Here is a 23,564-nt window from a genome sequence, read left to right as displayed (position 1 = left end):
ACCAGTTTTTTGATCATGAGCCTTGAGACAGCGCGGGCCAGCGCGGGGACTGCCACGCCCCTACCTCCCTTGATCACCGTGCGCAACATCGGCAAGACCTTCGGCCACACCCGTGCCCTGCATCAGGTCAGCCTCCAAGGGTATGCCGGGTCGGTGCATGCCATCACCGGGGAGAACGGCGCCGGCAAATCCACCCTGATGAAGCTGCTCGCCGGGGTGTATCAGCCAGACGCTGGCGAGCTGCTGATCCAGGGGATTGCGGTGCATCTTCACAGCCCGGCGGCGGCACGCGCGGCCGGCGTGTCTACAGTGTTCCAGGAGCTGACGGTATTGCCCAATCTGACGGTGGCCGAAAACCTGCTGCTGGGCCGGGAGCCCACGCGCGGCGGCTGGCTGCAGCGAACCCGGATGCTGGCACAGGCCCGGGAGGTGCTGACCCATATCGGCCTGGACCTGGACGCCGAACGCGCCTGCGGCAGCCTCAGTGTCGGCGAGCAGCAGTTGGTGGAGATCGCCAAGGGTGTGTCCACCGATGCCTCGGTGTTCATTTTCGACGAACCCACTGCACCACTGAACCGAGCCGAGGTCGACAAGCTGGAAGCACTGATTCTTCGGTTGAAGGCGCAGGGCAAGCTGGTCTTCTATATCAGTCACCGGCTCGACGAGATCTTCCGCCTCTGCGACACGGTGACGGTGCTCAAGGACGGCCAGCACGTGGCGACCGAGCCTACCAAAGCGCTGACGCACGATCGCCTCATCTCGCTGATGGTGGGACGACCGCTGCAGGCCTTGTTTCCGCCTCGTGCGACCGCCGTGGCCAGAGAGCCCGCCAGTGTGGCGCTGGACGTGCGCAGTCTCACGCCTGTTCCCGGTGGCCCCAGCACCGCCTTGCAATTGCGGCGCGGTGAGATCGTCGGCATCGGCGGCCTTGAGGGCCAGGGTCAAAGGGAGATCGTGCGGGCGCTTGCGGGTGTGCTGTATCCGCATGCCTGTGAGATCCTGCGGCAGGTTCAGCACGATCCAAACGGTCCGGCCCAGGCGTTTGATCCGCGCGTCGGCGTGGTGAGCGTGGTTCAACAAGGTGTTGGTCTGATCCCGGAGGACCGAAAGCTCGAAGGGCTGTACCTGGATCTGCCGATCGCCGACAACCTGTGGCTCGGTGCACTGCGCAGTCTGGGGCTGATGCGGGTGGCACCTCGCGATCGCGGCCTGCTCACCGGCATCACCGAGCGGCTGCAATTGCGCGCGAGCAGCCTTGCACAGCCGGCCGGTGAGCTCTCTGGGGGCAATCAGCAGAAGGTGATGATCGGGCGCTGGCTGGTCGCAGGCGTGGACACGCTGCTCATCGAACAGCCCACACGCGGCGTGGACGTGGGTGCCAAGGCCGAAATCTACGGCCTGTTGCGGGAGTTTGTGAACCGGGGCGGCGCGGTGCTGGCCGTGTCTTCCGACCTGCTGGAACTGATCGGTCTGTGTGACCGGGTCCTCATGGTTCGCGCCGGCCAGGTGGTGGGCGACGTACCAGCGGACACCGCCACCGAAGAGAGCCTGCTGGCGCTGGCACTGGTGGAGGCTACTCCATGAGCAATGCACGTTCCGGCATCAGCCGCTACACCATCGGCCTGCCGCTGCTGTTGTTCGTCGTGCTGGCGTTGAGCGCCAGCAGTTTCCTCACACCGCAGAACCTGGCCAACGTCAGCGGCCAGGTCACCGCCTTGTTGATCGTCACACTGGGACAACTGGTGGTGGCCCTGGTCGGTGGCATCGACCTTTCGGTCGGCTCGGTGGTGAGCCTGGCCAGCGCACTGGTGGCCACGCAGACCGATCCGGTGTGGGGCGTCGTGCTGGCCCTGTTGATGGGCGTTGTGGTGGGCCTGGTCAATGGGGCGGGCGTGGCATTGGCCGGCATTCACCCCTTGATCATGACGCTGGCCAGCATGACCTTCCTGCAGGGTCTGGCCTACGTGGTGCTGCCGATTCCCGGTGGTCAGTTGGCGTCCGGGCTGGGGCAACTGGCCACAGGCACGATCTGGGGCCTGCCTCGGGCTTTGCTGTGGTGTGCACTGGGTGTTGCAGGGGTTGCACTGCTTCTTCACCGCACGCGGCTGGGTCTGCACATCTTTGCTGTGGGTGCCAACGCCCGCAGTGCGCACCTCAATGGCGTGCGCTCGGCGGCGGTTGTGGTGGCGGCCTATGTGGTGTGCAGCTTGCTGGCATCGGTGGCCGGCATCTTCCTGGCTGCACGGGTGTCGTCAGGCGACCCGACCATGGGTGCGAGCTTCGCACTTGAATCCATCACGGCAGTGGCGCTGGGCGGCGTGCAGCTGACCGGTGGCGTGGGCAGCATCGTGGGTGCCGTGACCGGTGCACTGAGCCTGGGCCTGATCACCAATGGCATCAACCTGCTGGGCATCTCGCCATTTCTGCGCGGCACCATCACCGGGGTGTTGCTGCTCGTGGCAGTGAGCCTGCAGCGTCGCAAAGGGGTGGGTCTATGAGCACCTCTCAATGGCCTCGGTCTGGCGGCGCCACCCCGTCCGGTTCCCTGCCCTTGTGGCGCCGGGCCCTGCGCTGGGCGCTGGCGCTGCCACCGGCCTATGCAGGGCTTCTGGTGTTGCTGGTGCTGGCGGCGGTCATGCGTCCACAGCTGCTGTCGATGATGCTGTTGCCACTGATTGCCCGTCAGGCCGCGCCGCTGGGTCTGGCGGTGATCGGTCAGTCCCTGGTGATGCGGGGCCGCTCGATCGACCTTTCCTCGGGCGGAGTGATCGTGGGCGTGTCTTACCTCCTGACAAGTGGCTACTTTCAGGTTTCGGAGACGGTTTCCATGCTGCTGTGCGTCCTGCTGGGGCTGGTGGTGGGTGTGGTCAATGGCACGCTGATCGTGAAGGCGCGGGCCTCTTCAATGATCGTCACGCTGGCCGTGGCGATGATCCTGATGGGTGTCGTGATCGCTCTGTCGCAGTTCAGGGCACCAGGTGACGCACCTGAGTTTCTGCGTGAGCTGGTGCGCAAGCGCATCGCTGGCGTTCCGCTCCCGGTGCTGGTGTGGCTGGTGGTGCTGATCCCGGTGGCCTGGCTCCTGCGGCGCACGGTGTACGGCCGCAGCCTGGATGCCATTGGCGCCAACCCGCAGGCTGCTGCGTTGTCTGGTTTGCCACACCTGAGGGTGATCTTCTTCACCCATGTGGCTTCGGCCTTGTTTTCCGTGCTGTGCGGCTTCATTCTGGTCGGCTTCGTCGGCAAGGGCAGCGTCACGCTGGGGCAGGACCTTGCATTGAATTCCCTGGCTGCGGCCATTCTGGGTGGGGTCAATTTCGGCAATGGCAGGGGCGGCATGGCCGGTCCTGCGGTAGCGGCCTTCATGCTCACCTTCCTCTTCAATTTTCTGACCAGTCTCGGCTTGGGCGAGCCCGGCCGCTTGATGCTGCAGGGCGGAATCATTGCCGCCGCCGCACTGGCTTACAGCCTCAACAAACGCTGAAACAGCACTTCTCCTTTTCATTACCTGGAGCATCCATGACCAACGAGAACATCATGCCCGGCGCTGAGCCATTTTTCTTTGCTGGCAACGACATCGGCGTGCTGGTGAGCCACGGCTTCACCGGAACCCCGCAAAGCATGCGCTATCTCGGCGAGCAAATCCATGCGGCTGGCTACACCGTCATGGGTCCCCGCCTGGCCGGTCACGGCGTTTCACCAGCGGCCATGGCAAAAACCGGCGCAGCGGACTGGATCGCATCGATCGAAGAGGCAATGAACCAATTGCGCCAGACCTGCAAGCAGATCTACATGGTCGGCCTGTCGATGGGTGGCACGCTGACCTTGTACACGGCCGCGAAGCACCCAGGGGTGATTCAGGGCGCGGTGACGATCAACGCTGTGGTGCGGGTGGGCAGCCCTGGCATGGCTGCCGTGGCCTACGACCGCACCGCGCCTGACACCGTGCCCGGCATCGGGTCAGACATCAAGGCCCCCGACGTCGAGGAGCTCGCCTACAAGGAGGTCCCGGTGACCGCCTTTCGCGAAGCGTATGCGCTGGCGGCGGTCACGCACGATCTCCTGCCCACCATTGCCTGCCCTGCGCTGGTGATCACCGCTCGCGAGGACCACGTCGTCGACCCGACCAACGGCCCTCTGATTGCACAACGTCTGGGATCCAGCCGCATCGAACTGAGCTGGCTCGATGACTCCTACCACGTAGCCACACTGGACAACGACAAGCTGCGCATTGCACAGCAGGTTGTGGCGTTCATCCGGTCCATCGCCGGGCAATGACGCCAATGGTCGTTGCACAAACAGCCGTGCTCGCCGGCGCAACGCTTGCCACCGCCTAACCAATGAACCACCGCATGGGCACCAGCACGATGGCAGGGAACAAGACCATCAGGAACATCATGATGAATTGAGCCGACATGAAGGGAAGCACGCCCCGGGTGACCTCATCCATGCGCATCTTCCCGACCCCTGCCACCACATTGAGCACCGTGCCCACTGGTGGCGTGATGAGTCCAATGGCATTGTTCATGATGAACAGCACGCCGAAGTAGACCGGGTCGATGCCGGCGGCCTTGACCACGGGCATGAGCATGGGCGCCAGGATCAGAATGGTGGGGGTCATGTCCATGGCGGTGCCCACGGCCATCACCAGCAGCATGATCGCGAACATGAGCAGCATGGGGTGCTCAATGAGAGGGCGCAGCAGTTCGATCAGCTGTTTGGGGATGTCGGCCACGGTGATCAGCCAGGCGCTCACCATGGCCGCCGCCACCAGGAACATGATCACGGCGGTGGTTTTGGCGGCGTTCACAAACACCGCCTGGAGCTGGCGCCAGTGCAGTTCGCGGTAAACCAGTGTGGAAACCAGCAAGGCGTACATCGCCGCCACGGCCGCCGCCTCGGTGGGTGTGAACACACCCATCTTCAGGCCCACGATCACGATCACGGGCAAAAACAGCGCCCAGGTCGACTCCTTCAGTGCCTGCCACATCTCTGTCGTGGACGCCTTGGGTGGCGGTGCGATGTTTTCGCGCTGAGACACCCAGTACCAGGCGACGGCGATGGACAAGCCCATCAGCAGGCCAGGCACGATGCCAGCCAGAAACAGCTTGCTGATGGACACATTGGCGGCCACGCCAAACACCACGAAGCCGATCGATGGCGGTATGACGGGGGCGATGATGCCCGCCGAAGCAATCAACCCACCCGCGCGGGCCTTGTCATGACCGGCCTTGACCATCATCGGCAGCAGCAACGCGGCCAGTGCGGCGGTGTCTGCCACGGCAGAGCCCGACAAGGCCGCCAGCATGCAGGCCGCCAGGATGGCCACAAAGCCCAGTCCACCGCGCTTGTGCCCCACCAGGGTGAGCGCCAGCCTGACGATGCGCTGCGACAGCCCGCCCGCATTCATGAGCTCGCCAGCCAGCATGAAGAAAGGCACGGCCAGCAGCGGAAAGGAATCCGCGCCGTTGATGACGTTCTGGGCCAGGATCTGGGCGTCAAACAAGTCCAGATGCCACATCAACGCCACGCCCGACACCAGCAGCGCATACGCAATCGGCACCCCGATGGCCATCGCCGCCAGCAGGGACCCAAGAAAAATGAAGATGGTCATGTGAGGGATTCCTGGGGAACTCTATTTGGGCGTGTGGGCCTGATCACCTTGCACGCTGCTGATCGCCTCCTGGGCACCGGCGCCTCGCACGAGTTGCTCGTTCCGTATGTGCCCGGAGAGCAGGCGCCAGAGATTCAGCAACAAGAGCAGGCCGGAAGCGGCAGCGAACACCACCCCGGACGCATAAAAAATCGCCACCGACGCCCCCGTGACGGGCGCTTCCACGTCCCAGTTGATGCGCGCCTGTGCCAGCGCGCCGCTGAACAGCAGCCAGGTGCAGAAGAGCATGAGTCCGTGACTGACGACCAGGCACAGCCGCTGTCCATTGGGTGGCAGCTTCATGAGAAAAATATCGGTGCCAAGGTGTCCGTTTTCCTTCACGGCGACGATGGCGCCCAGGAAGGTGATCCACACGAACAGCCAGCGTGAGATCTCCTCGCTCACCGAAATGCCGGAGTTGAATCCGTAGCGCAACACCACGTTGCCAAACACCATCACCACCATCACCGCAAGGGCAACGGCGATGAACAGGTTGATCCACCGGCAGCACCGGTCGATGAGGGCGTTGAGCATGGTGGTGTCTCCTTGGCGAATCTTCAGGCGGTTCAGAGGCGTCGCACGTAGATTGAATGGCGGGACTTTGCAAGGCGCAAAAGCAATCAAAGCGCGGCGTCGCGCAGCAGACCGCGCTGCGACAAGTTGTTGATGAAGGCGCGCAAGCCAAAGCGCCAGGGGGCGGCGGTTTCGCTGTGTGTCACGCAGTTTTGCAGGCCACCCAGCCAGGCGCTCTGAATGGTGACCAGATCGCCCAGCTTGTGGGTGAAGCCGCTGCCAGGCTCATCACGGTCTTCGATGGGCGCGAACAGCGTGCCCAGAAACAGCATGAACCCATCGGGGTACTGATGCGCCGCCAGTGTCTGGGCCACGATGTCGGTGGGATCGCGGCTGATGCTGCCCATGGTGTTGATGCCACGCAGTTCAAAACCGTCCACCCCCACCACGCGCAGGTGCACGGTTTCGCTGCGCACCTGGTCGAGGCCAAAGCCGGCATCAAACAGGCGAATGAAGGGGCCCAGGGCGCACGAGGCGTTGTTGTCCTTGGCCTTGCCCAGCAGCAGCGCGCTGCGGCCCTCGATGTCGCGCAGGTTCACGTCGTTGCCCAGCGTGGCGCCCACGATCTGGCCCCGGCTGTTCACGGCCAGCACCACCTCGGGTTCGGGGTTGTTCCATGCCGAATCGGCGCGAATGCCGATGTCCTCGCCACAGCCGACCGAGGCGAGCACGGGCGCTTTGGTGAACACCTCGGCGTCGGGGCCAATGCCCACTTCCAGGTACTGCGACCACAGGCCTTTTTCCTGCAGCAAGGCCTTCAAGGCCTGCGCCTCGGGTGAGCCAGGGCGGATCTCGGCCAGGTTTTCGCCGATCAGCCCGATGACCTGGCTTCTGAGCCCCTGAGCGCGGCTGGCATCGCCCCGCGCCTGTTCCTCGATCACGCGCTCGATCAGGCTGGCCGCAAACGTGACGCCTGCAGCCTTGACCACCTGCAGGTCGCAGGGCGCCAACAACCACGGAAGCTTGGCGTTGCGCTCTCCGGGCAGGCTGTTGTGGATCAGTTCCTCCACGCTGCACAGCCGATGTCCCCGGGCACCATGCACAGCCTTCTCGGGCTGTTCGGCATCGAGCAATGTGCTCATGGTCGGGTAGCTTTCGCTCAGGTCAAAAACGCCCTCGGTCCGCAGCACCACGACGGCTGGACCGGGAATGCTGCCCGGGGCCCACACACGGCCCACCAGCGTGCCTTGCAGGCCGTCGTCGGGCAGAACTTGCACGCGTGTGCCCTCACCGGTCATGCGAACTGTTGTCATGTTGTTCATTCGAATTCCTTCAAGGGTTCCATTCGCAGCCATGCCGCAGCCCCTGCGGGTCGCTGCGCGATGGGCGGCAGCGCCCGCCTCAATGGTTGTGGCGTGGCGTTGTTTCGGAAATGCGCCTGTACGCCAGCGCGAAGTCCAGCGTCGCGCCGTCGGCGAGCTGCCCCGTCTTCTCGCGGTACAACGCTTCCCACGGCGAATGGCTTTGCGGGATGGGTGGCGCAGGCCCTTCGCGCCGCCTGCGCTCGATCTCTTCCGGCGGCACCAACGCATCGCAGCGGCCGGTGTTGAGATCGATGCGGATCATGTCGCCGCTTTGCAGCCAGCTCAGGCCGCCGCCCACGGCGCTCTCCGGCGACACGTTGAGGATGGAAGGACTGTCTGCCGTGCCCGACTGGCGCCCGTCACCCAAGGTGGGCAAGGTGTTGATGCCGCGCCGGATCAGCGCATCGGGTGGCTGCATGTTGACCACCTCGGCAGAGCCAGGCCAGCCGATCGGCCCCGCGCCACGCATCACCAGTATGCAGCCCTCGTCAATGTCCAGCGCCGGGTCGTTGATGCGCGCGTGGTAGTCGTCTGATCCCTCAAACACCACGGCGCGGGCTTCAAAGATGCCCTCCTGCCCTGGGTGGCTGAGGTAGCGCGCGCGAAAGGCTTGCGAAATCACCGAGGTCTTCATGATGCCGAAGTCGAACAGGTTGCCGCTGAGCACCATGAAACCCGCCTTCTCCATCAGGGGGTTGCTGAACGGGCGGATCACCTCACGATCGCGCGCTTCGCGGCCTTCCAGGTTGTCGCCGATGGTCTTGCCGGTCACGCTGGCGCAATTCGTGTGCAGGCGGCCCGCGTGCTGCAGTTCCCACATCAATGCGGGCACACCACCCGCGCGGAAAAAGCGCTCGCCCAGAAACTTGCCAGCAGGCTGCATGTTGAGCAGCAGCGGCAGGTCGTAGGCGTGCTCGGTCCAGTCTTTGGCCTCAAGCTTCACACCCGCATGGCGCGCCATGGCCATGATGTGCACCTGCGCATTGCTGGAGCCCCCGGCCACGCTGATGACCGACAGTGCATTGAGAAAGCTCTCGCGCGTCAGAATTTTCGAAGGGCGCAGGTCTTCATAAGCCATCTCGACGATGCGACGCCCGGTCTCGTAGGCCATCTGGCCGCGTTCGCGGTACGGCGCCGGAATGGCCGCGCAGCCGGGCAGCGACAGGCCCAGTGCCTCGGCCACGGCGTTCATGGTCGATGCCGTGCCCATGGTGTTGCAGTGACCCGCCGAGGGCGCGCTGCTGCAGGCACGCTGCAAGAATTCTTCTTCGTCGATCTCGCCCGCCGCCAGCTGCCGACGGCTGCGCCAGATCACGGTGCCCGAGCCCACCAGCTCGCCGTCGTGCCACCCGTCCAGCATGGGTCCGCCTGAGAGCACGATGGCCGGAATGTCCACCGTGGACGCGGCCATGATGCCCGCGGGTGTGGTCTTGTCGCAGCCCGTGGTCAGCACCACCGCATCAATGGGATAGCCGTACAGGATCTCGACCAGCCCGAGGTAGGCGAGATTGCGGTCCAGCGCCGCCGTGGGACGGCGGCAGTTCTCAAAAATGGGATGGACCGGGAACTCCATGGGGATGCCCCCTGCATCACGGATGCCATCGCGCACCCGGCGTGCCAGGTCCAGGTGGATGCGGTTGCAGGGCGAGAGGTCGCTGCCCGTTTGCGCAATGCCGATGACGGGCCGGCCCGAACGCAACTCCTCGGGCGTGAGCCCGTAGTTCATGAAACGCTCGAGGTAGAGCGCCGTCATGTCCGAGCGAGCGGGGTCGGCAAACCAGTCGCGTGAACGAAAGTGGCGACGAGGTGTCTTTTTCATGGAGCTACCAGAAGGTATGGAAGAGCCTGTCAACGCGCGGCGTCGGGCCGCGCGTTGCAGCGGGTAAAGGCGATTTACTTGGCGGTTGCTGTGCCGCGTGCCTTGGCCAGTTCGCCCATCATTTCGCTGGTGGTTTCTTCGCCAAACTCGCGCCCGTACTTGGCCAGCACCGGCTGCAGTTTGGTGCGCAGCTTGGCTTGCTCGGCTGCCGGCAATTCGGTGATCTGCATGCCCGCCTTCTTCAGCTCACCCAATGCCGTTTCGCTGAAGGCGCGGATGGTCTTGCGCTCAAAAAGCGTGGCCTCGCGTGCGGCTTCCTGCACAATTTTCTGCTCTTCAGCCGACAGGCCATCCCAGGTCTTTTTGGACATGAGCAGCACCCAGGCGCTGTACATGTGGCGTGACAGCACCAGGTGTTTCTGCACTTCAAAGAACTTGCTGGCCAGGATGGTGGCGGGCGGGTTCTCCTGTCCATCCACGGCGCCTTGCTCCATCGCCGTGTAGAGCTCGGTAAAGGGCATGGGTATCGCGTTGGTACCCAGTGCGTTGAACGTGTCCAGAAACAGCGGGCTCTGGATCACGCGCAGTTTGAGCCCGGCGAGATCGTCGGCTTTGTTGATGGGGCGCCGCGAATTGGTCACATGGCGAAAGCCGTTTTCCCAGAAACCCAGGCCAACGAGGCCCTTCTCTGGCAGCATGGCCAACAGCTTCTGGCCAAAGGGACCATCCAGCAAGGCATCGGCCTCCTGTTCGTTGTTGAAAGTAAGTGGCAGGTTGAGCACGCCAAACGGCTTGATCAGCGACATCAGCGTGGAGGAGTCCGGAATGGTCATCTCCAGCGTGCCGCCGCGCAGGGCCGACGTCATGCTCACATCGTTGCCCAATGCGCCGCTGGCATACAGCTTGGCGTTCATCTTGCCACCACTCTTGGCCGCGAGCTTTTCGGCAAAGTGCCGCACCGCCTGGGCCTGTGGGTGGTCATCGCTCAGGCCGATCCCGACCTTGAACGTGTGCTCCTTGATCTGTGCGGATACCGGGGCGGCCAGAGCGGACAGCACCGTGGCGACGACGGCGAGGGTTTTGAATTTCATGATCTTTGTCTCCGTTGGAATGGCTGTTTCGCGACGAGTTGGCGTACCACGCCGTCGGCGCCCTGCGATTCCTTGGGTGGAAGCGTCCTGACGCACGCCAAAGGTTAGGGAGCGCACCGATGCGGGTCCACTGAATCTTTTGCTACGATCCATTCCAAACACTTATGAGTCCAGACGAATTTCCGGGTAAACCCTTGTCGTTGGCACAGGCCTGTGCCCGGCTGCGGTTCCGGCATCTGCAGTTCCTGGACATCCTGGGACGCACGCGCAACCTGCGGCTCACCGCCGAGCAGATGCACGTGACGCAGCCGGCGGCCACCAAGATCCTGATGGACATCGAGGCGATTCTGGAGGCGCGCCTGTTCGACCGCCTGTCGCGCGGCATGCGGCCCAATGAGCTGGGGCTGTTCACCTTGCGCTATGCCGGCGCCGCACTTGACGGCCAGCGCAAGTTCGTCGATGAATTCAACGCTCTCAAACAAGGCGGCCATGGCCACCTGACCATTGGTGCCATCACCGGCTCTGCGGCGCATTTGCTGGTGGCCTCGGTGGTGGAGATCCAGCGCCTGCGTCCGTTGCTGGTGCTCAAGGTCCTGGAGCAAAGCAGCGATCAACTGATTTCGTGGCTGGAAGAGCGGAAGATTGATTTGATGATCGGGCGCTTCACCGACGAGGCGCAGCGCAGCCAATTCCACTACGAGCGCCTGTCTGCAGAGCCGTTGTGGGTGGTGGGCGGTCTGCACCACCCCTTGCGCGGTGCGGCGAACCTGCCCCTGACCGAACTTGCCCACTGGCCGTGGATTCTGTACCCCGCGTCGACGGCGGTGCGCAAAGTCTGCGACGACCTCTTTGGCGGCGCCGGTCTCGCGTTGTCGGCAGGCGTGGTGGAGACGCCGTCCTTTCTGTTTGCGCTCGAGTTGATGAACACCACCACCATGATGTCGCTGCAACCTGCGGCCCTGGTTGAGAAGTACGTCAACAAGGGCCTGCTGTCACGCATCCCCGTGGCGCTGCCGGATCGCATGCCCGACTACGGTCTGATCACCCGCCTGGCAGAGCCACTCACACCGTCTGCACAGGCTTTCATCACGGTGCTGCGCGAGACGGCGGGGCTGGCGATCGAGACCTCTTGAGCAGCGCACAGCCAGCGGCGTGTGGCAGCACACCGACAAAGCTTCGCTTTTGCATCGCTTCACCTGGCGGCGGGTTCTCTCAGCAAGGTCTGGGTGATGGCGCGTCCGATCTGCTCGAACGCGCGGCGGGCTTCGCGGTGTTCGTTCAGGTCTTCGGCACAAGCGGCCACGATGATGGCAGCGCGGGCGCCGTCTTGTGGGTTGATCACGCCCATGTGGCATGCACGTTCGAACTGTGTGCCGGTCTTGTGGATGAAGCGCACGGTGCGCGGAAGCCCGGCTTCAAGCCGGTAGGCGTCATAGGTTTCGTACTTGAGGTCGCCAAACAGGCGCTGCAGGTTCTGCGGCGAGAGCAGTTTGCCGGTGACCAGTTGCTCCAGCATGCCGCCATAGGCCGACAGCGAAGCGGCATTGAGCCGCCGGGCGTAATAACGTGCGTAGGCCTCCTGCATGGTCTTGGCTTGAAGTTCGCTTGTATCGACTGACAACGCGCGCGCAAACGCAGCCACGCGCCGGGCACCCATGGGCACGGAGGCCAGGCGCAGCAGCTCCATGTTGGAAAATTGGTGGGCATCGGGATGCAGTTCGCCATACACCTCCCGGCGCACCTGCGTGAACGTGGTGATGCGGTTGAACGCCTCCATGCCGAGGTACGACCGGGCCCGATGGTTCAGCCTGTCTTCGCCAATGGTTCGGATCAACATGTTGGCGGCGGTGTTGTCGCTCTCCATCAGCATGCGCCTGAGCAGCGCATCCACGGTGTACGTGGTTCCGCTTTTCTGCCACACCACGTTACCCGAGCCGTCCACCTTGTCACCATCCTGCAGCGCGATCTTATGATCGAGACGGAACCTGCCAGCCTCTGCATCCTGCAACACAGCGATGGCAATGGGTACCTTGGCCGATGAGGCCAGGTACCAGGGCCGGTCGGCCTGGTAGGCCAAGGTTTCCCCGTTGTCCAACCGTTTGACGTACACGCCCAGCTGACCTTGCGTGGCCTTGTCAATGCGCTCGATGCGCTGGCGCAAAGCGTCACTCCATTGGGCACCGAACGCCCCCAGACTAGCGCTCGTCAGGCAAAGGGTGAGGCACAGCCTGCGCAGCAGGGGGGCACAAAGGGTCATGGGGTCTTCCATCGGTGAGCAAGCCAGATCTGCAAATGGCCGCACCCACATCCCTGAGGGCACGGTCTGAACGTGTGCTCTGCAGATCACCGCGCGTGCAGGCGACCACGATCACGCGCCTCTCGTGCCCCAAGCGCGGCACGCTGATCAGGCCCGCATCACAGGTGCGTGCGCGCTGCGTGCCCGTCTTGTGGGCAAAACGCACATGCCCTGGCAACCCGGCCTTGATGCGCTGCGCTCCCGTCTGCACGCGCTCCATCACACGAAACAGATAGCGGGTATGGACGGTATTGAGTACATGCCCTTCCACCACCTGCTGCAGCAGGTCGGCATAGGCTTGGAGACTGCCTGAATTGAGACCACTGGCGTAGTACGCCTCAAAGGCGGCACCCACACTGGGCATCTCAAACGCAGCAGCTGGCGTCTGGAGCAAGTTGGCCAGTGCCTGCAGCCGATCGGCGTCGTTGCGCTGCTGCTTGAGAATGAAAAAATCCTGCCCGGTCAAATGCGCCGCCTCGGGGGTGAGGTGCTTGTATGCGTGCCGCCGCACATCCGCCAATGAGGTGATTCGCTCAAGCCCCTGCGGCACCAGTTGCTGCACCAATGCGTTCACCGCGTCGATACCCACCAGTCCAATGAGCATGTCGCTGGCGGTGTTGTCGCTGTAGATGATCATTTGCTCCAGCAGCTGCCGCACGCTCAGAGGCGTACCGACGGGCTTTGAATTCGTCGAACCGGCGCCGTCGACATAGTCCGCTGCGCGAACGCGCAGCGGGGTGTCGAGCGTGAAATCGCCACGCTCCAGCGCCCGCAGCACCGCCAGCGCGACCGGCACCTTCACGGTAGAGGCCAGGTACCAGCGCTCGTCAGCGCGCCGCGACACTTCGAAGCCAGTCTCCAGATCGCGCACGTACACCCCCACTTCCGCCGTGGGGTGGCGCACGGGAATGAGTGCGAGCTCGGTCTGCAACAGTTCGACCCAGGCAGGGGGTGCCGAGGGCGCGACCGGCACCATCGGCACTTCGTGCGCGCGCAGTTCGACCGTCCCAGCGGCCAGGGCCACTGCGCAAGCCACAGCCAGAGAGCGCGACCGGCGCCTGCTGTGCCCAGAAAACGCCTTCAGAAGCCCAGAGAAGAAGGACAGACGGCCTTGATGAACGGCCCCATGCGAATGAACGATTGCACACCTCCTTGGAACCTGTCCGTGGCCTGGCAGACATGGCCATGAGCGGACGGCAGAGCAAGACCAGCGGACTACGACGGTTTGCAGACAAGATCTCGACCGCTTACCCTACTACGGCACCTGCCACTGGCCGGTAACACCCTGTGAACGCCAAGGACGCGGGCGTGTGTGCGCCGTTAAACTCTCTCGTCGTCAGCGACTCAGAGGGCTGAATCTGTGAGAAGTTTCCGCTGGTTGCCGCCGAGCTGCCCCTGTGGTTGATCTGGAACAACCACGCCGTTTCAGCGAGAACCGCAGCCAAAAAAAGGGAACACCGTGAACACCACCGCCAGCAACGGCAAGCACATCCGCATCGGCATCGGTGGCTGGACCTTCGAGCCCTGGCGTGACAACTTCTACCCCGCAGGCCTCGCGCACAGCAAGGAACTGCACTACGCCAGCCGCCAGCTCAGCGCCATCGAAGTCAACGGCACCTACTACAGCACCTTCAAACCGCCCACCTTCGCCAAGTGGCACAGCGAGACGCCCGACGGCTTTATGTTTTCGCTCAAGGCCAATCGCTTTGCCACGAACCGACGTGTGCTGGCGGACGCGGGCGACTCGATCACACGGTTTGTGGAGAGCGGCATCTCCGAACTCAAGGACAAGCTCGGCCCCATCTTGTGGCAGTTCATGCCGACCAAGCAGTTCGATCCAGGGGACTTCGAAGCCTTCCTCGCCCTGCTGCCCAAGGCGGTGGATGGGCGCCCACTGCGCCACGCGCTCGACGTGCGGCACGAGAGCTTCGCCACGCCGGCTTTCCTGGCGCTGGCGCGCCAGTACGGCTGTGTGCCCGTGTACACCGATTCACCGAAATTTCCAGCCATTGCCGATGCAGAAGCCGACTTTGCCTATCTGCGCCTGATGCGCAGCCAGGCCGACGTACCCACCGGCTACACGCCCCAGACCATCGCCCAGTGGGCCCAGGGCGTGCGCATCTGGACCAGTGGCGAGCGGCCGCGCGACGTGTTCGTGTACTTCATCAACGGCGCCAAGGAGCGGGCACCTGCTGGCGCCATGGCCTTGATGGCGCAGCTCGGCTTGCAGGTTTAGACCGACTGACGGACCAATTCTTAGCGACTGCCCAAGGGCATCAAGTACACTGCGCCCTTCATGTCGTACACCCCTTTTCCCTTCACCGCACGCGTCACTGCCTTCCAGGGCATGGGCTTGATGCAGCCTGCGCGCGCGCAGGTAGTGGGTGCACGAATGATTACCACCATTACCCCCGCGGCCACCTGAGCACGCGCAGGTGGCCGTTTCGGCAGCCACCTGGTGATCGCTCTCTCTTCTCTCCAAGACGAATTGACTGAAACCCAGCTCTGGCAGCTGGGTTTTTTTTGTTTGTTCGTTTGATTGATCGATTGTTTTCAGTCGCTTGGAGAAGCCCATGTACCGCGATCCCGTCCAGTCCCCAGAAGCTCAACCACGCCACTGCGCCACTGTGGCGATGCGCCCCTTGCGGGTGGGCATGATCGGTATAGGCACTGTGGGTGCGGGTACCTTCCGCGTGCTCATGCGCAATCAGGCACTCATCGCGGGCCGCGCGGGGCGGGGCATTGAGGTGGTGGTGGTGGCCGCGCGCAACCTGGCACGCGCCGCGAGCGTGGTGGGAAAGGATGCAGCGTTGACCAACGACCCCATGCAGGTCGCCACCCACCCCGATGTGGATGTGGTGGTGGAGGTCGCAGGCGGTATCGGCCCGGCGCGCGAGTGGGTGCTGGCCGCCATCGCCGCGGGCAAGCATGTGGTCACGGCCAACAAGGCGATGCTGGCGGTGCATGGCAACGAGATTTTCGCCGCCGCGCGCGAGCACGGCGTGGCCATGGCGTACGAAGGCGCGGTGGCCGTGAGCATCCCCATCGTGAAGGCGCTGCGCGAGGGCCTCACGGCCAACCGCATCGAGTGGGTAGCGGGCATCATCAACGGCACCACCAACTTCATCCTGAGCAAGATGCGCGATGAAGGCGTCGGCTTTGCCGAAGCGCTGGCCCAGGCCCAGGCACTGGGCTACGCCGAGGCCGACCCCACGTTTGACATCGAGGGCATCGACGCAGCCCACAAGATCACGCTGCTGGCGGCCAATGCGTTTGGCATGCCGGTGCGGTTTGCGGATGCGCAGGTGGAGGGCATTACCACGCTGCAAGGGCTGGATGTGGCCTGCGCGGAGCAACTGGACTACCGAATCAAGCTACTGGGTGTGGCCAGGCGCCGCCATGACGGCGTGGAACTGCGCGTGCAGCCCGCGCTGGTGCCCGCCGCGCACCTGCTGGCGCATGTGAACGGGTCGATGAACGGCATCATGGTCAAAGGTGATGCGGCGGGCGTGACGATGTACTACGGCGCGGGCGCGGGGTCTGAGCAAACCGCGTCGGCCGTGATTGCCGACCTGGTGGACCTGGCGCGGCTCGATGGCACATCCGCTGCGCAGCGCGTGCCACACCTGGGATTTCATGCGCATGCCATGAACGAGCAATTGGCCGTGCTGCCCCGCGCTGCCGTGCACACCCGTTACTACCTGCGCGTGCCTGTGCACAGCGCGCCGCAGATGGAGGCTGTTGGCGCCTGGCTGGCAACGCAGCACGTGCCCGTGTTGCAAGTCTCGCTGGCGCAGGACAAGGTGCTGCATCCCGGCAGCGTGCCGCAAGTTCTGGTGCTGACCGGCCCCGTGTCGCAATCCACCGTGGACCTGGCCGTGCTTGCGCTGGCAGCGCACCCGGCGGTGGCTGGGCCGGTGGTGGCGCTACGGGTGGAACTGCTGGAAGGCTGAAGTGGCTGAGGTAAGCGCAGAAGGCCTATTTCATGCCTGGCTTTCACGCCTGATGCCGATCTGCCGCACTGAGACAACTTTGCGTCGTTCTTGACCAAGTTCCCGGCGCGTCAACCTGTAAAAGTCCGGGAAGTCTCACTCGGTGCAACTTCCTCTATTCAAGGAACAGGTCATGAAATTGAAACATGCTTTGCTCGGTGTCGCCTCCGCCCTTGCGTCCGTCTGCACGCCGCTCGCCCAGGCTGCCGAGCCTGCCAGCTGTAAAACCGTTCGCTTTGCCGATGTGGGCTGGAGCGATATTGCCGCCACCACCGGCTTGGCCTCGGTGGTATTGGAAGGCCTGGGTTACAAGCCCACGGTGACCATCGCCTCGGTGCCGATCACCTTTGCCGGCATCAAGTCCAAGCAGATCGACGTCTTTCTGGGCTACTGGGATCCCAGCATGACGCCCATCATCGAACCGTTCCTCAAGGCCGGCCAGATCAAGGTGCTGGACCGGCCCAACCTGGTTGGCGCCAAGTACACCCTGGCCGTACCCACCTACCTGTACGACAAGGGTCTGAAGACCTTTGCCGACATCGCCAAGTTCCAGAAGGAACTTGACGGAAAGCTCTACGGTATCGAGCCCGGCAACGATGGCAATGCGCTGATCAAGGGCATGATCGACAAGAACGAGTTCGGCCTCAAAGACTTCAAGTTGGTCGAATCCAGCGAAGCCGGCATGCTGGTCGAAGTGCAACGCGCAGTCCGCACCAACAAAGCCATCGTCTTCCTGGGCTGGGAACCCCATCCCATGAACGTGCAGGTGAGCATGAAGTACCTGGAAGGCGGTGACGCCGTGTTCGGCCCCAACCTGGGCGAAGCCAAGGTGTTCACGGCTGTGCCCCCCAGCTATGAGGCCCGCTGTCCCAACGTGGCCACTCTGCTGAAGAACCTGCAGTTCACCACCGAAATCGAAAACACCGTGATGCTGGCCATCCTCGATAAAGCCAAGCCCAACGATGCGGCCAAGGCCTATCTGAAGAAGAATCCTGGCGTGTTGGACGACTGGCTCAAAGGCGTGAAAACCTTTGGCGGCCAAGAAGGTCTGCCTGCAGTGACCGCAGCCCTCAAGTAAGCCTCGCCGCCGCCTCCTCCGCCTTGGGTGTTTGACGAACACACGGCAGAGCGCATCTCTGTGCGCAGCGTATTCAGCCCCAGCAGTTCGGTGCATGCTTTGCGCTGCGCTTTGTGCCGGACCGGCGCGTCTTCATCAATGCCATAAAGACCGTGGTATTGCGCTGACCTCCTGCCCTCCCAAAAGAAGAGAACGATGACCGAACACCTGATCCCCAGCTTCGTCGATGGCCTGCCCGGGCATGGCCATGGGGAACGCTTCACGACCATCAACCCCGCCACCGGCGCCGTCATTGCCGGCGTGCATGACTCAGACCAGGCCGATGTGAATGCCGCCGTGGCGGCTGCAGAGCGTGGTCTTGCCGTCTGGTCGGCCATGACCGGCGCCGAACGCGGTCGCATCTTGCACCGGGCGGCCCAGCTGCTGCGCGAACGCAACGACGAGCTCGCCGCTATCGAAGTACAGGACACCGGCAAGCCTTGGCAGGAAGCTCAGGTGGTGGACGTGGCCAGCGGTGCCGACTGCGTCGAATACTTTGCCGGCGCAGCCGCCACCCTGGCCGGCGCCCAGTACCCGCTGAAGAGCGCCTTTGCCTACACCCGGCGCGAGCCGCTGGGCGTGTGCGTGGGCATAGGTGCCTGGAACTATCCCATTCAGATTGCCTGCTGGAAGTCCGCACCCGCGCTGGCCGCAGGCAATGCGATGATTTTCAAACCGTCCGAACTCACACCGATGACGGCAGTAAAGCTGGCCGAGATCTACCTGGAGGCCGGCGTGCCTGCGGGCGTGTTCAACGTGCTGCAAGGCCGGGGAACCACCGGTGCGCTGCTGGCCGCCCACCCTGGCGTGGCCAAGGTGTCCGTCACCGGCTCCGTCCCCACCGGAAAGCGCGTCATGGCCAGCGCCGCCGGCACGCTGAAACGCGTGACCATGGAACTCGGCGGCAAGTCGCCGCTGATCGTGTTCGACGATGCCGACTTCGAGCAAGCCGTGAGCGCCGCGATGATGGCCAACTTCTACACCCAGGGTGAGATCTGCACCAACGGCACCCGCGTCTTCGTGCAACGCGGCATTGCCGACAGGTTCCTGGCCCGGTTGAAAGAGCGCGCGCTGCTGCTGCGTGTCGGCGACCCGACCGACCCAGCCACCGAAGTCGGCGCCTTGATCTCCGCAGCCCACCGCGACAAGGTGCTCGGCTATGTGGCCAGTGGCGTGGCCGAAGGCGCCACCCTGGTCTGCGGCGGCACACCGGTCAGCGTGCCGGGTTGTGAAAACGGCAACTTCGTCGCCCCCACCATCTTCGCCGGTTGCACCGACGGCATGACCATCGTGCAGGAAGAGATTTTTGGCCCGGTATTGGCGCTGCTGGTGTTCGACGACGAAGCCGAGGTGGTGCAGCGGGCCAACGCCACGCGCTTCGGCCTGGCTGCCGGCGTGTTCACCCGTGATGGCGCGCGCGGTCACCGCGTCGCCGCCAAGCTGAAGGCCGGCATCTGCTGGATCAACAACTACAACATCACGCCGATCGAGGTTCCCTTCGGCGGCGCTGGCGAGTCCGGCATAGGCCATGAAAACAGCATGGTGGCGCTGGAGCACTACACCCAGTTGAAGACCGTGTATGTTGAACTGGGCGAAGTGGCCTGTGGATACCGCTGAACCATGAGCGCCGAAAACTTCGACTACATCATCGTCGGCGCCGGCTCAGCCGGCTGCGTGCTGGCGAACCGCCTGACCGAAGACCCGGCTGTGCGCGTGCTGCTGCTGGAAGCCGGCCCCGGCGACCGCAGCATCTTTATCCACATGCCCTCGGCCTTTGCCTACCCACTGGCCAACGACAAGTACAACTGGTACTACCACTCCGAGCCCGAGCCTTTCATGAACAACCGCGCCATGTACTGCCCGCGCGGCCGCGTGTTGGGCGGCTCCTCGTCGATCAACGGCATGGTCTATATCCGAGGCCATGCACTGGACTACGAAAGCTGGGCCAGCCACGAAGGCCTGGAGAACTGGTCGTATGCCGACTGCCTGCCCTACTTCCGCAAGGCCGAGACCCGGGCCAAGGGCGGCGATGCCTACCGAGGCGACAGCGGCCCGCTGAACGTCTCCACTGGCGCCTGCATCAACCCGCTGTACAACGCCTTCATCGAGGCCGGTCAACAGGCTGGCTATGCCTACACCGCCGACATGAACGGCTACCGTCAGGAAGGCTTTGGGCCGATGGACATGACGGTCCACAAAGGCCGCCGCTGGAGCACGGCCATGGCGTACTTGCGCCCGGCGCTGAAGCGGTCGAACTTGCAGGTGCGCACCCGCGCGCTGGTAGCGCGGGTCGCGTTCCAGCCCGGGAGCAGCCCGGCGCGTGCCGTGGGAGTGGAAGTAGCAAATGGCCACCGGATCGACATGATCCATGCCAGTCGCGAAGTCATTCTGTGCGGCGGCGCGATCAATTCACCGCAACTGCTGATGCTTTCCGGCGTCGGCAACCCCGACCACTTGCGCGCGCTGGGCATTCGCGTGGTTGCACCACTGCGCGGCGTGGGAGCCAATTTACAGGACCACCTGGAGACCTACGTGCAGTACGCTTGCAAGGAACCCATCACCTTGTACAGCGCAATGAACCCGTTGGCCAAAGCCCAGATCGGCCTGGAATGGCTGGTCAAGGGCACGGGCCTGGGGGCCACCAACCATTTCGAGTCGGGTGGCTTCATTCGCAGCGAAGCCGGCGTCAAGCACCCGGATCTTCAGTACCACTTCCTGCCGATGGCGATCCAGTACGACGGCAGCGCACCCGCCAGCTTCCACGGCTTCCAGGCCCATGTAGGACCGATGCGGCCTACCAGCCGCGGCGCGGTGACGCTGAAAAGTGCCAACCCCAAGGAAGCGCCGCGCATCCTGTTCAACTACATGGCGACCGAACAGGACCGCAAGGAAATGCGCGCCGGCATCCGCCTGACCCGCGAGATCTTTGCGCAAAAAGCCTTTGACCGCTTCCGCGGAGAAGCCGTGTCGCCCAAGGACCACTTGCAGACCGATGCGGAGATCGATGCCCATATCCGTGAGCATGGCGAGAGCGCGCTACACCCCTCGTGTACCTGCCGGATGGGTATGGACGAGATGGCCGTCACCGACGGCAGCGGCCGGGTCCACGGCGTGACAGGCCTGCGGGTGATCGACGCGTCCGTCATGCCCGACGTCATCAGCGGAAACCTCAACGCACCCACCATCATGCTGGCCGAGAAAATGGCCGACGCGATCCGGGGCAAGGCGCCGTTGCCCCGCTCGGACGCACCGTTCTTCGTGCATCCCGACTACCAAACCGCTCAGCGCTAAAGGTCGATGCCAGCGCCGGCCAGGAAGTCCAGCGCTATCCGGCTGAAATCCACCGGCCGTTCCACCATGGGCGCATGCCCACAGGGCGCCAGCACCACCGGCTTCGCGTGGGGCATCAGCCGCATCAAGGTATCAAGGTGGGCCACGGGCAGAAACCGGTCCTGCCGACCCCAGAGCACGCAAGTGGGCGTCTGGATGCGCCGCGCCTTGGCATGGGTGTCGTCCATGACCGATGGGCGAAAGCCGCCCAGGTTCATCAACCCCCGCAAGGTTTTCAGGAACGCCTTCTGTGCACCCGGCTGCCGGGCCAGGGTCACTTTCTCCCGGACCATGTCCGCCGTGATGCAAGCCGGATCGGCCACCGCCGTTCGCCACAGCCGCGTGGTGCCAAACACCGTGGGCCGGGTGAGCAACTCACCGAGGCCCGGCAGCGAGGCCAGCCGGAAATCAAGCAGGGTCGGGTTGGCCATGGTGGCAGGGGCCGAGAGCACCAGCGACTGCACCCGATCGGGCGCGATCGCGGCGCACTCCATGGCCACCCGCGCCCCCAGCGAGTTGCCCACCAGCGACGCCAGATCCAGCCCCATCGCGTCCATGAACCCCAGCGTGAACCGGGCCAAGGTCGCCACGTCGTAGCTCGCATCGCCAGGCTTGGCCGTGAGCCCGCAGCCCAGCAGATCCAGCGCATACACCCGGTGCCGCGTGGCGAGGGCATGGATGCAGTGCTCCCACTCCAGCACCGAGCAGCCAATGCCGTGCAGGCACAGCACCGCGGGCCCTTCTTGTCCCTCTTGCCAATACCGGACCTGGTGGCCCTCAATGGTTGTGAACTGATCACGGGGTCGGTTCATCTGCACCATCGGTCATGCCCGGGCCTTGAGCATCTGGTCGCACACGTAGTGCGCCAGCGCGTACACCGTCTCGGACGGGTTGTAGCCAATGGAGGTAGGCAGCAGGCTGGCGTCCACCACGTAGAGGTTTTTGACGTCGTGCGTCTCACCGTGGGGGTTGACCACCGTCTTCTTCGGATCGCGGCCCATGCGGCAGGTGCCCTGTGGGTGGAAGGAGGTGTACTTGTAGCGGGCGGGCTCGTTCTTCAGCCCGCCGATCACCTTTTCCACGTCTTCCACGCGGTCAATGCTGGAGATGTGGGTGGTGGGCAGGAGCAGCCGCTGGGCACCCGAGGCGAACAGGATCTTGGCCGTGGCGATCAACCCTTTTTTCATGGATTCAAAGTCCTGGTCGTCCACGAAGTAGCTGATGTCTTTCTGGCCGTCCTTCCAGCTCACCTGGCCCACGTTCTGGTCGTGGATCAGGCTGATCAGGCGGATGGTGTTTTTGTAGCCCGACATGTAGGCCACGTAGGGCTTGCCCGTGCCCGGCTCGGCCTGGAAGCTGGCTTCCACCGGCTCCTGGATGGCGTTGAGCAGGATGTAGCCGCCTTTGTCAGGCAGGGTGTTCTGGTCCATGTACAGCGAGTGGGTGGCGCCGTGGAAATCGCGCACCTCGTGCGGAAATTCTGCGGTGACCGACATGGACGGATGACACGCGAAGTTCTTACCCACCTGCCCGCTGCTGTTGGCCAGCCCGCTCTTGAGCAGCAGCAAGGGCGTCTGGATCGGGCCGGCGGCCAGCACCACCAGAGGCGCATCGACCTGGATGTCCGCCTTCTTGCGGCCGGTGGCCGGGTCGATGATCTCGCCCTTGACACCCACCGCCTTGCCCTCTTTGGACAACACTTCGGTGACGCGGGTGTCCGAATGGATGACGGCCCCATGCGCCACCGCCCACGGCAGGTAGGTCACCAGCATGGACTGCTTGCGGTCGGTGGTGCAGCCGCTGAAGCAGAAGCCGGTCATGGCGCAGTCTTTGATGTTGCGCCGGGCCTTGCCTTGCGGGTAGCCCAGCTTGTCCATGCCCTGGCCGATCAACAACGCGCCGGGGCTGGTTTCCTGCGGCCCTACGGTCTTGATGTGCAGGTTGCGTTCCACCTTTTCAAAAATCGGCGTCATCACCGCCGGGGTGAGGTTGGTCAGGCCAAACTCCTTGGCCCAGAGCTTCAGGTAATAGTCGGGCGTGCGAAAGCACAGCGCGGCGTTGACCACCGTGGAGCCGCCCACGCAGGCCCCCTGCAACACCGAGATGTCGCCCGCCGAATTGGTCTGCCCGCCGTGGTCCTGGTAGAGCGCACCCATGGCCACGGCCAGCATTTCTGGGAACTTGTCGGAGGTGATGTAGGGCCCGGCCTCCAGCACCACCACCTTCTTTCCGGCCTTGGCCAGCTCGTAGGCGGCAATGGCACCGCCCGCTCCCGAACCCACCACCACGGCGTCGGCCTTCAGGTGGATCTGGCTGTCTTTGATGTCCGCAGCCTGGGTGACCTTGAGGCCTTGCTTTTCAACTTTGATCGCGTGATTTTTCATGTTCT

Annotated in this window: 19 protein-coding genes; 10 read left to right on the top strand and 9 right to left on the bottom strand. The window is 63.9% G+C overall.

What is annotated here, in order from left to right:
• The first annotated feature begins 15 nt into the window (after positions 1-15).
• Genes J2W49_RS06755 through J2W49_RS06740 form a run of 4 tightly spaced genes read left to right on the top strand, consistent with a single transcriptional unit; the run spans position 16 to position 4,278 of the window.
• Entirely contained in the window at positions 16-1,584 is a 1,569-nt protein-coding gene (locus J2W49_RS06755) for a sugar ABC transporter ATP-binding protein (protein ID WP_310313307.1), read from the top strand.
• Positions 1,581-2,498 carry an ABC transporter permease gene (locus J2W49_RS06750; protein ID WP_310313304.1) on the top strand — a complete coding sequence of 306 codons (918 nt, stop codon included), beginning with the start codon at positions 1,581-1,583 and terminating at the stop codon, positions 2,496-2,498. Before J2W49_RS06755 ends, J2W49_RS06750 begins: the two co-directional genes overlap by 4 nt.
• Positions 2,495-3,484, top strand: coding sequence for an ABC transporter permease (locus J2W49_RS06745; RefSeq protein ID WP_310313302.1), 990 nt, complete (start codon positions 2,495-2,497; stop codon positions 3,482-3,484). Before J2W49_RS06750 ends, J2W49_RS06745 begins: the two co-directional genes overlap by 4 nt.
• A 35-nt stretch (positions 3,485-3,519) precedes the next feature.
• Positions 3,520-4,278 (top strand): alpha/beta hydrolase, encoded by a 759-nt coding sequence (locus tag J2W49_RS06740; RefSeq protein WP_310313299.1) that lies wholly within the window; start codon positions 3,520-3,522, stop codon positions 4,276-4,278.
• Positions 4,279-4,333: 55 nt separating this feature from the next.
• On the opposite strand, the gene J2W49_RS06735 is transcribed toward J2W49_RS06740, so the two are convergent.
• The 5 genes from J2W49_RS06735 to J2W49_RS06715 form a co-directional block, all read right to left on the bottom strand.
• Entirely contained in the window at positions 4,334-5,614 is a 1,281-nt protein-coding gene (locus tag J2W49_RS06735; RefSeq protein WP_310313296.1) for a TRAP transporter large permease subunit, read from the bottom strand.
• 21 nt (positions 5,615-5,635) lie between these two features.
• Positions 5,636-6,187, bottom strand: coding sequence for a TRAP transporter small permease (locus tag J2W49_RS06730; protein WP_310313293.1), 552 nt, complete (start codon positions 6,185-6,187; stop codon positions 5,636-5,638).
• Between the two features lie 86 nt (positions 6,188-6,273).
• Positions 6,274-7,488 (bottom strand): fumarylacetoacetate hydrolase family protein, encoded by a 1,215-nt coding sequence (locus tag J2W49_RS06725; protein ID WP_310313290.1) that lies wholly within the window; start codon positions 7,486-7,488, stop codon positions 6,274-6,276.
• A gap of 79 nt (positions 7,489-7,567) precedes the next feature.
• On the bottom strand, positions 7,568-9,349 hold the full coding sequence (locus J2W49_RS06720; protein ID WP_310313287.1) for an IlvD/Edd family dehydratase: 1,782 nt from the start codon (positions 9,347-9,349) through the stop codon (positions 7,568-7,570).
• Between the two features lie 74 nt (positions 9,350-9,423).
• Positions 9,424-10,440 carry a TRAP transporter substrate-binding protein gene (locus J2W49_RS06715; RefSeq protein ID WP_310313284.1) on the bottom strand — a complete coding sequence of 339 codons (1,017 nt, stop codon included), beginning with the start codon at positions 10,438-10,440 and terminating at the stop codon, positions 9,424-9,426.
• Positions 10,441-10,604: 164 nt separating this feature from the next.
• Here J2W49_RS06715 and J2W49_RS06710 point away from each other — a divergent pair, with 164 nt between their 5' ends.
• Positions 10,605-11,573 (top strand): LysR family transcriptional regulator, encoded by a 969-nt coding sequence (locus tag J2W49_RS06710; protein WP_310313282.1) that lies wholly within the window; start codon positions 10,605-10,607, stop codon positions 11,571-11,573.
• A gap of 59 nt (positions 11,574-11,632) precedes the next feature.
• On the opposite strand, the gene J2W49_RS06705 is transcribed toward J2W49_RS06710, so the two are convergent.
• Both J2W49_RS06705 and J2W49_RS06700 read right to left on the bottom strand, forming a co-directional pair.
• Entirely contained in the window at positions 11,633-12,601 is a 969-nt protein-coding gene (locus tag J2W49_RS06705) for a serine hydrolase (RefSeq protein ID WP_310313279.1), read from the bottom strand.
• Between the two features lie 34 nt (positions 12,602-12,635).
• The gene (locus J2W49_RS06700) at positions 12,636-13,760 is read right to left on the bottom strand and encodes a serine hydrolase (RefSeq protein ID WP_310313277.1); all 1,125 of its coding nucleotides are present in this window, start codon (positions 13,758-13,760) and stop codon (positions 12,636-12,638) included.
• 435 nt (positions 13,761-14,195) lie between these two features.
• On the opposite strand from J2W49_RS06700, the gene J2W49_RS06695 reads away from it, so the two are divergent.
• The 5 genes from J2W49_RS06695 (at position 14,196) to betA (ending at position 21,136) form a co-directional block, all read left to right on the top strand.
• Positions 14,196-14,972 (top strand): DUF72 domain-containing protein, encoded by a 777-nt coding sequence (locus tag J2W49_RS06695; RefSeq protein ID WP_310313275.1) that lies wholly within the window; start codon positions 14,196-14,198, stop codon positions 14,970-14,972.
• Positions 14,973-15,309: 337 nt separating this feature from the next.
• Positions 15,310-16,689, top strand: a complete 1,380-nt coding sequence (locus tag J2W49_RS06690; RefSeq protein ID WP_310313271.1) for a homoserine dehydrogenase — start codon at positions 15,310-15,312, stop codon at positions 16,687-16,689.
• Positions 16,690-16,861: 172 nt separating this feature from the next.
• Positions 16,862-17,806 (top strand): choline ABC transporter substrate-binding protein, encoded by a 945-nt coding sequence (locus J2W49_RS06685; protein WP_310313268.1) that lies wholly within the window; start codon positions 16,862-16,864, stop codon positions 17,804-17,806.
• A 195-nt stretch (positions 17,807-18,001) separates the two neighbouring features.
• Positions 18,002-19,462 carry a betaine-aldehyde dehydrogenase gene (gene betB / locus J2W49_RS06680; protein ID WP_310313266.1) on the top strand — a complete coding sequence of 487 codons (1,461 nt, stop codon included), beginning with the start codon at positions 18,002-18,004 and terminating at the stop codon, positions 19,460-19,462.
• 3 nt (positions 19,463-19,465) lie between these two features.
• Positions 19,466-21,136, top strand: coding sequence for a choline dehydrogenase (gene betA / locus J2W49_RS06675; protein WP_310313263.1), 1,671 nt, complete (start codon positions 19,466-19,468; stop codon positions 21,134-21,136).
• Here the strand turns inward: betA and J2W49_RS06670 are convergent.
• Both J2W49_RS06670 and J2W49_RS06665 read right to left on the bottom strand, forming a co-directional pair.
• A complete protein-coding gene (locus tag J2W49_RS06670) occupies positions 21,133-21,987 on the bottom strand; it encodes an alpha/beta fold hydrolase (RefSeq protein ID WP_310313260.1) in 855 nt (284 codons plus the stop codon). The genes betA and J2W49_RS06670 overlap by 4 nt on opposite strands.
• Before the next feature lie 12 nt (positions 21,988-21,999).
• A complete protein-coding gene (locus J2W49_RS06665) occupies positions 22,000-23,559 on the bottom strand; it encodes a GMC family oxidoreductase (protein ID WP_310313257.1) in 1,560 nt (519 codons plus the stop codon).
• Positions 23,560-23,564 lie beyond the last annotated feature (5 nt).

This window comes from Hydrogenophaga palleronii, assembly GCF_031457455.1.
In the GTDB taxonomy this organism is placed as follows: domain Bacteria; phylum Pseudomonadota; class Gammaproteobacteria; order Burkholderiales; family Burkholderiaceae_C; genus Hydrogenophaga; species Hydrogenophaga palleronii_A.
Note: the sequence above shows the minus strand (reverse complement) of the source record. Positions and strands in the feature narration are given on the sequence as shown.

Bases quoted from the DNA above. Each gene is read 5' to 3' on its own strand.
- J2W49_RS06750 (WP_310313304.1), top strand. From the start codon at position 1,581: ATGAGCAATGCACGTTCCGGCATCAGCCGCTACACCATCGGCCTGCCG.
- J2W49_RS06740 (WP_310313299.1), top strand. From the start codon at position 3,520: ATGACCAACGAGAACATCATGCCCGGCGCTGAGCCATTTTTCTTTGCT.
- J2W49_RS06720 (WP_310313287.1), bottom strand. From the start codon at position 9,349: ATGAAAAAGACACCTCGTCGCCACTTTCGTTCACGCGACTGGTTTGCC.
- J2W49_RS06735 (WP_310313296.1), bottom strand. From the start codon at position 5,614: ATGACCATCTTCATTTTTCTTGGGTCCCTGCTGGCGGCGATGGCCATC.
- J2W49_RS06730 (WP_310313293.1), bottom strand. From the start codon at position 6,187: ATGCTCAACGCCCTCATCGACCGGTGCTGCCGGTGGATCAACCTGTTC.
- J2W49_RS06725 (WP_310313290.1), bottom strand. From the start codon at position 7,488: ATGAACAACATGACAACAGTTCGCATGACCGGTGAGGGCACACGCGTG.
- betB (WP_310313266.1), top strand. From the start codon at position 18,002: ATGACCGAACACCTGATCCCCAGCTTCGTCGATGGCCTGCCCGGGCAT.
- J2W49_RS06715 (WP_310313284.1), bottom strand. From the start codon at position 10,440: ATGAAATTCAAAACCCTCGCCGTCGTCGCCACGGTGCTGTCCGCTCTG.
- betA (WP_310313263.1), top strand. From the start codon at position 19,466: ATGAGCGCCGAAAACTTCGACTACATCATCGTCGGCGCCGGCTCAGCC.
- J2W49_RS06745 (WP_310313302.1), top strand. From the start codon at position 2,495: ATGAGCACCTCTCAATGGCCTCGGTCTGGCGGCGCCACCCCGTCCGGT.
- J2W49_RS06755 (WP_310313307.1), top strand. From the start codon at position 16: ATGAGCCTTGAGACAGCGCGGGCCAGCGCGGGGACTGCCACGCCCCTA.
- J2W49_RS06690 (WP_310313271.1), top strand. From the start codon at position 15,310: ATGTACCGCGATCCCGTCCAGTCCCCAGAAGCTCAACCACGCCACTGC.
- J2W49_RS06685 (WP_310313268.1), top strand. From the start codon at position 16,862: ATGAAATTGAAACATGCTTTGCTCGGTGTCGCCTCCGCCCTTGCGTCC.
- J2W49_RS06665 (WP_310313257.1), bottom strand. From the start codon at position 23,559: ATGAAAAATCACGCGATCAAAGTTGAAAAGCAAGGCCTCAAGGTCACC.
- J2W49_RS06670 (WP_310313260.1), bottom strand. From the start codon at position 21,987: ATGAACCGACCCCGTGATCAGTTCACAACCATTGAGGGCCACCAGGTC.
- J2W49_RS06710 (WP_310313282.1), top strand. From the start codon at position 10,605: ATGAGTCCAGACGAATTTCCGGGTAAACCCTTGTCGTTGGCACAGGCC.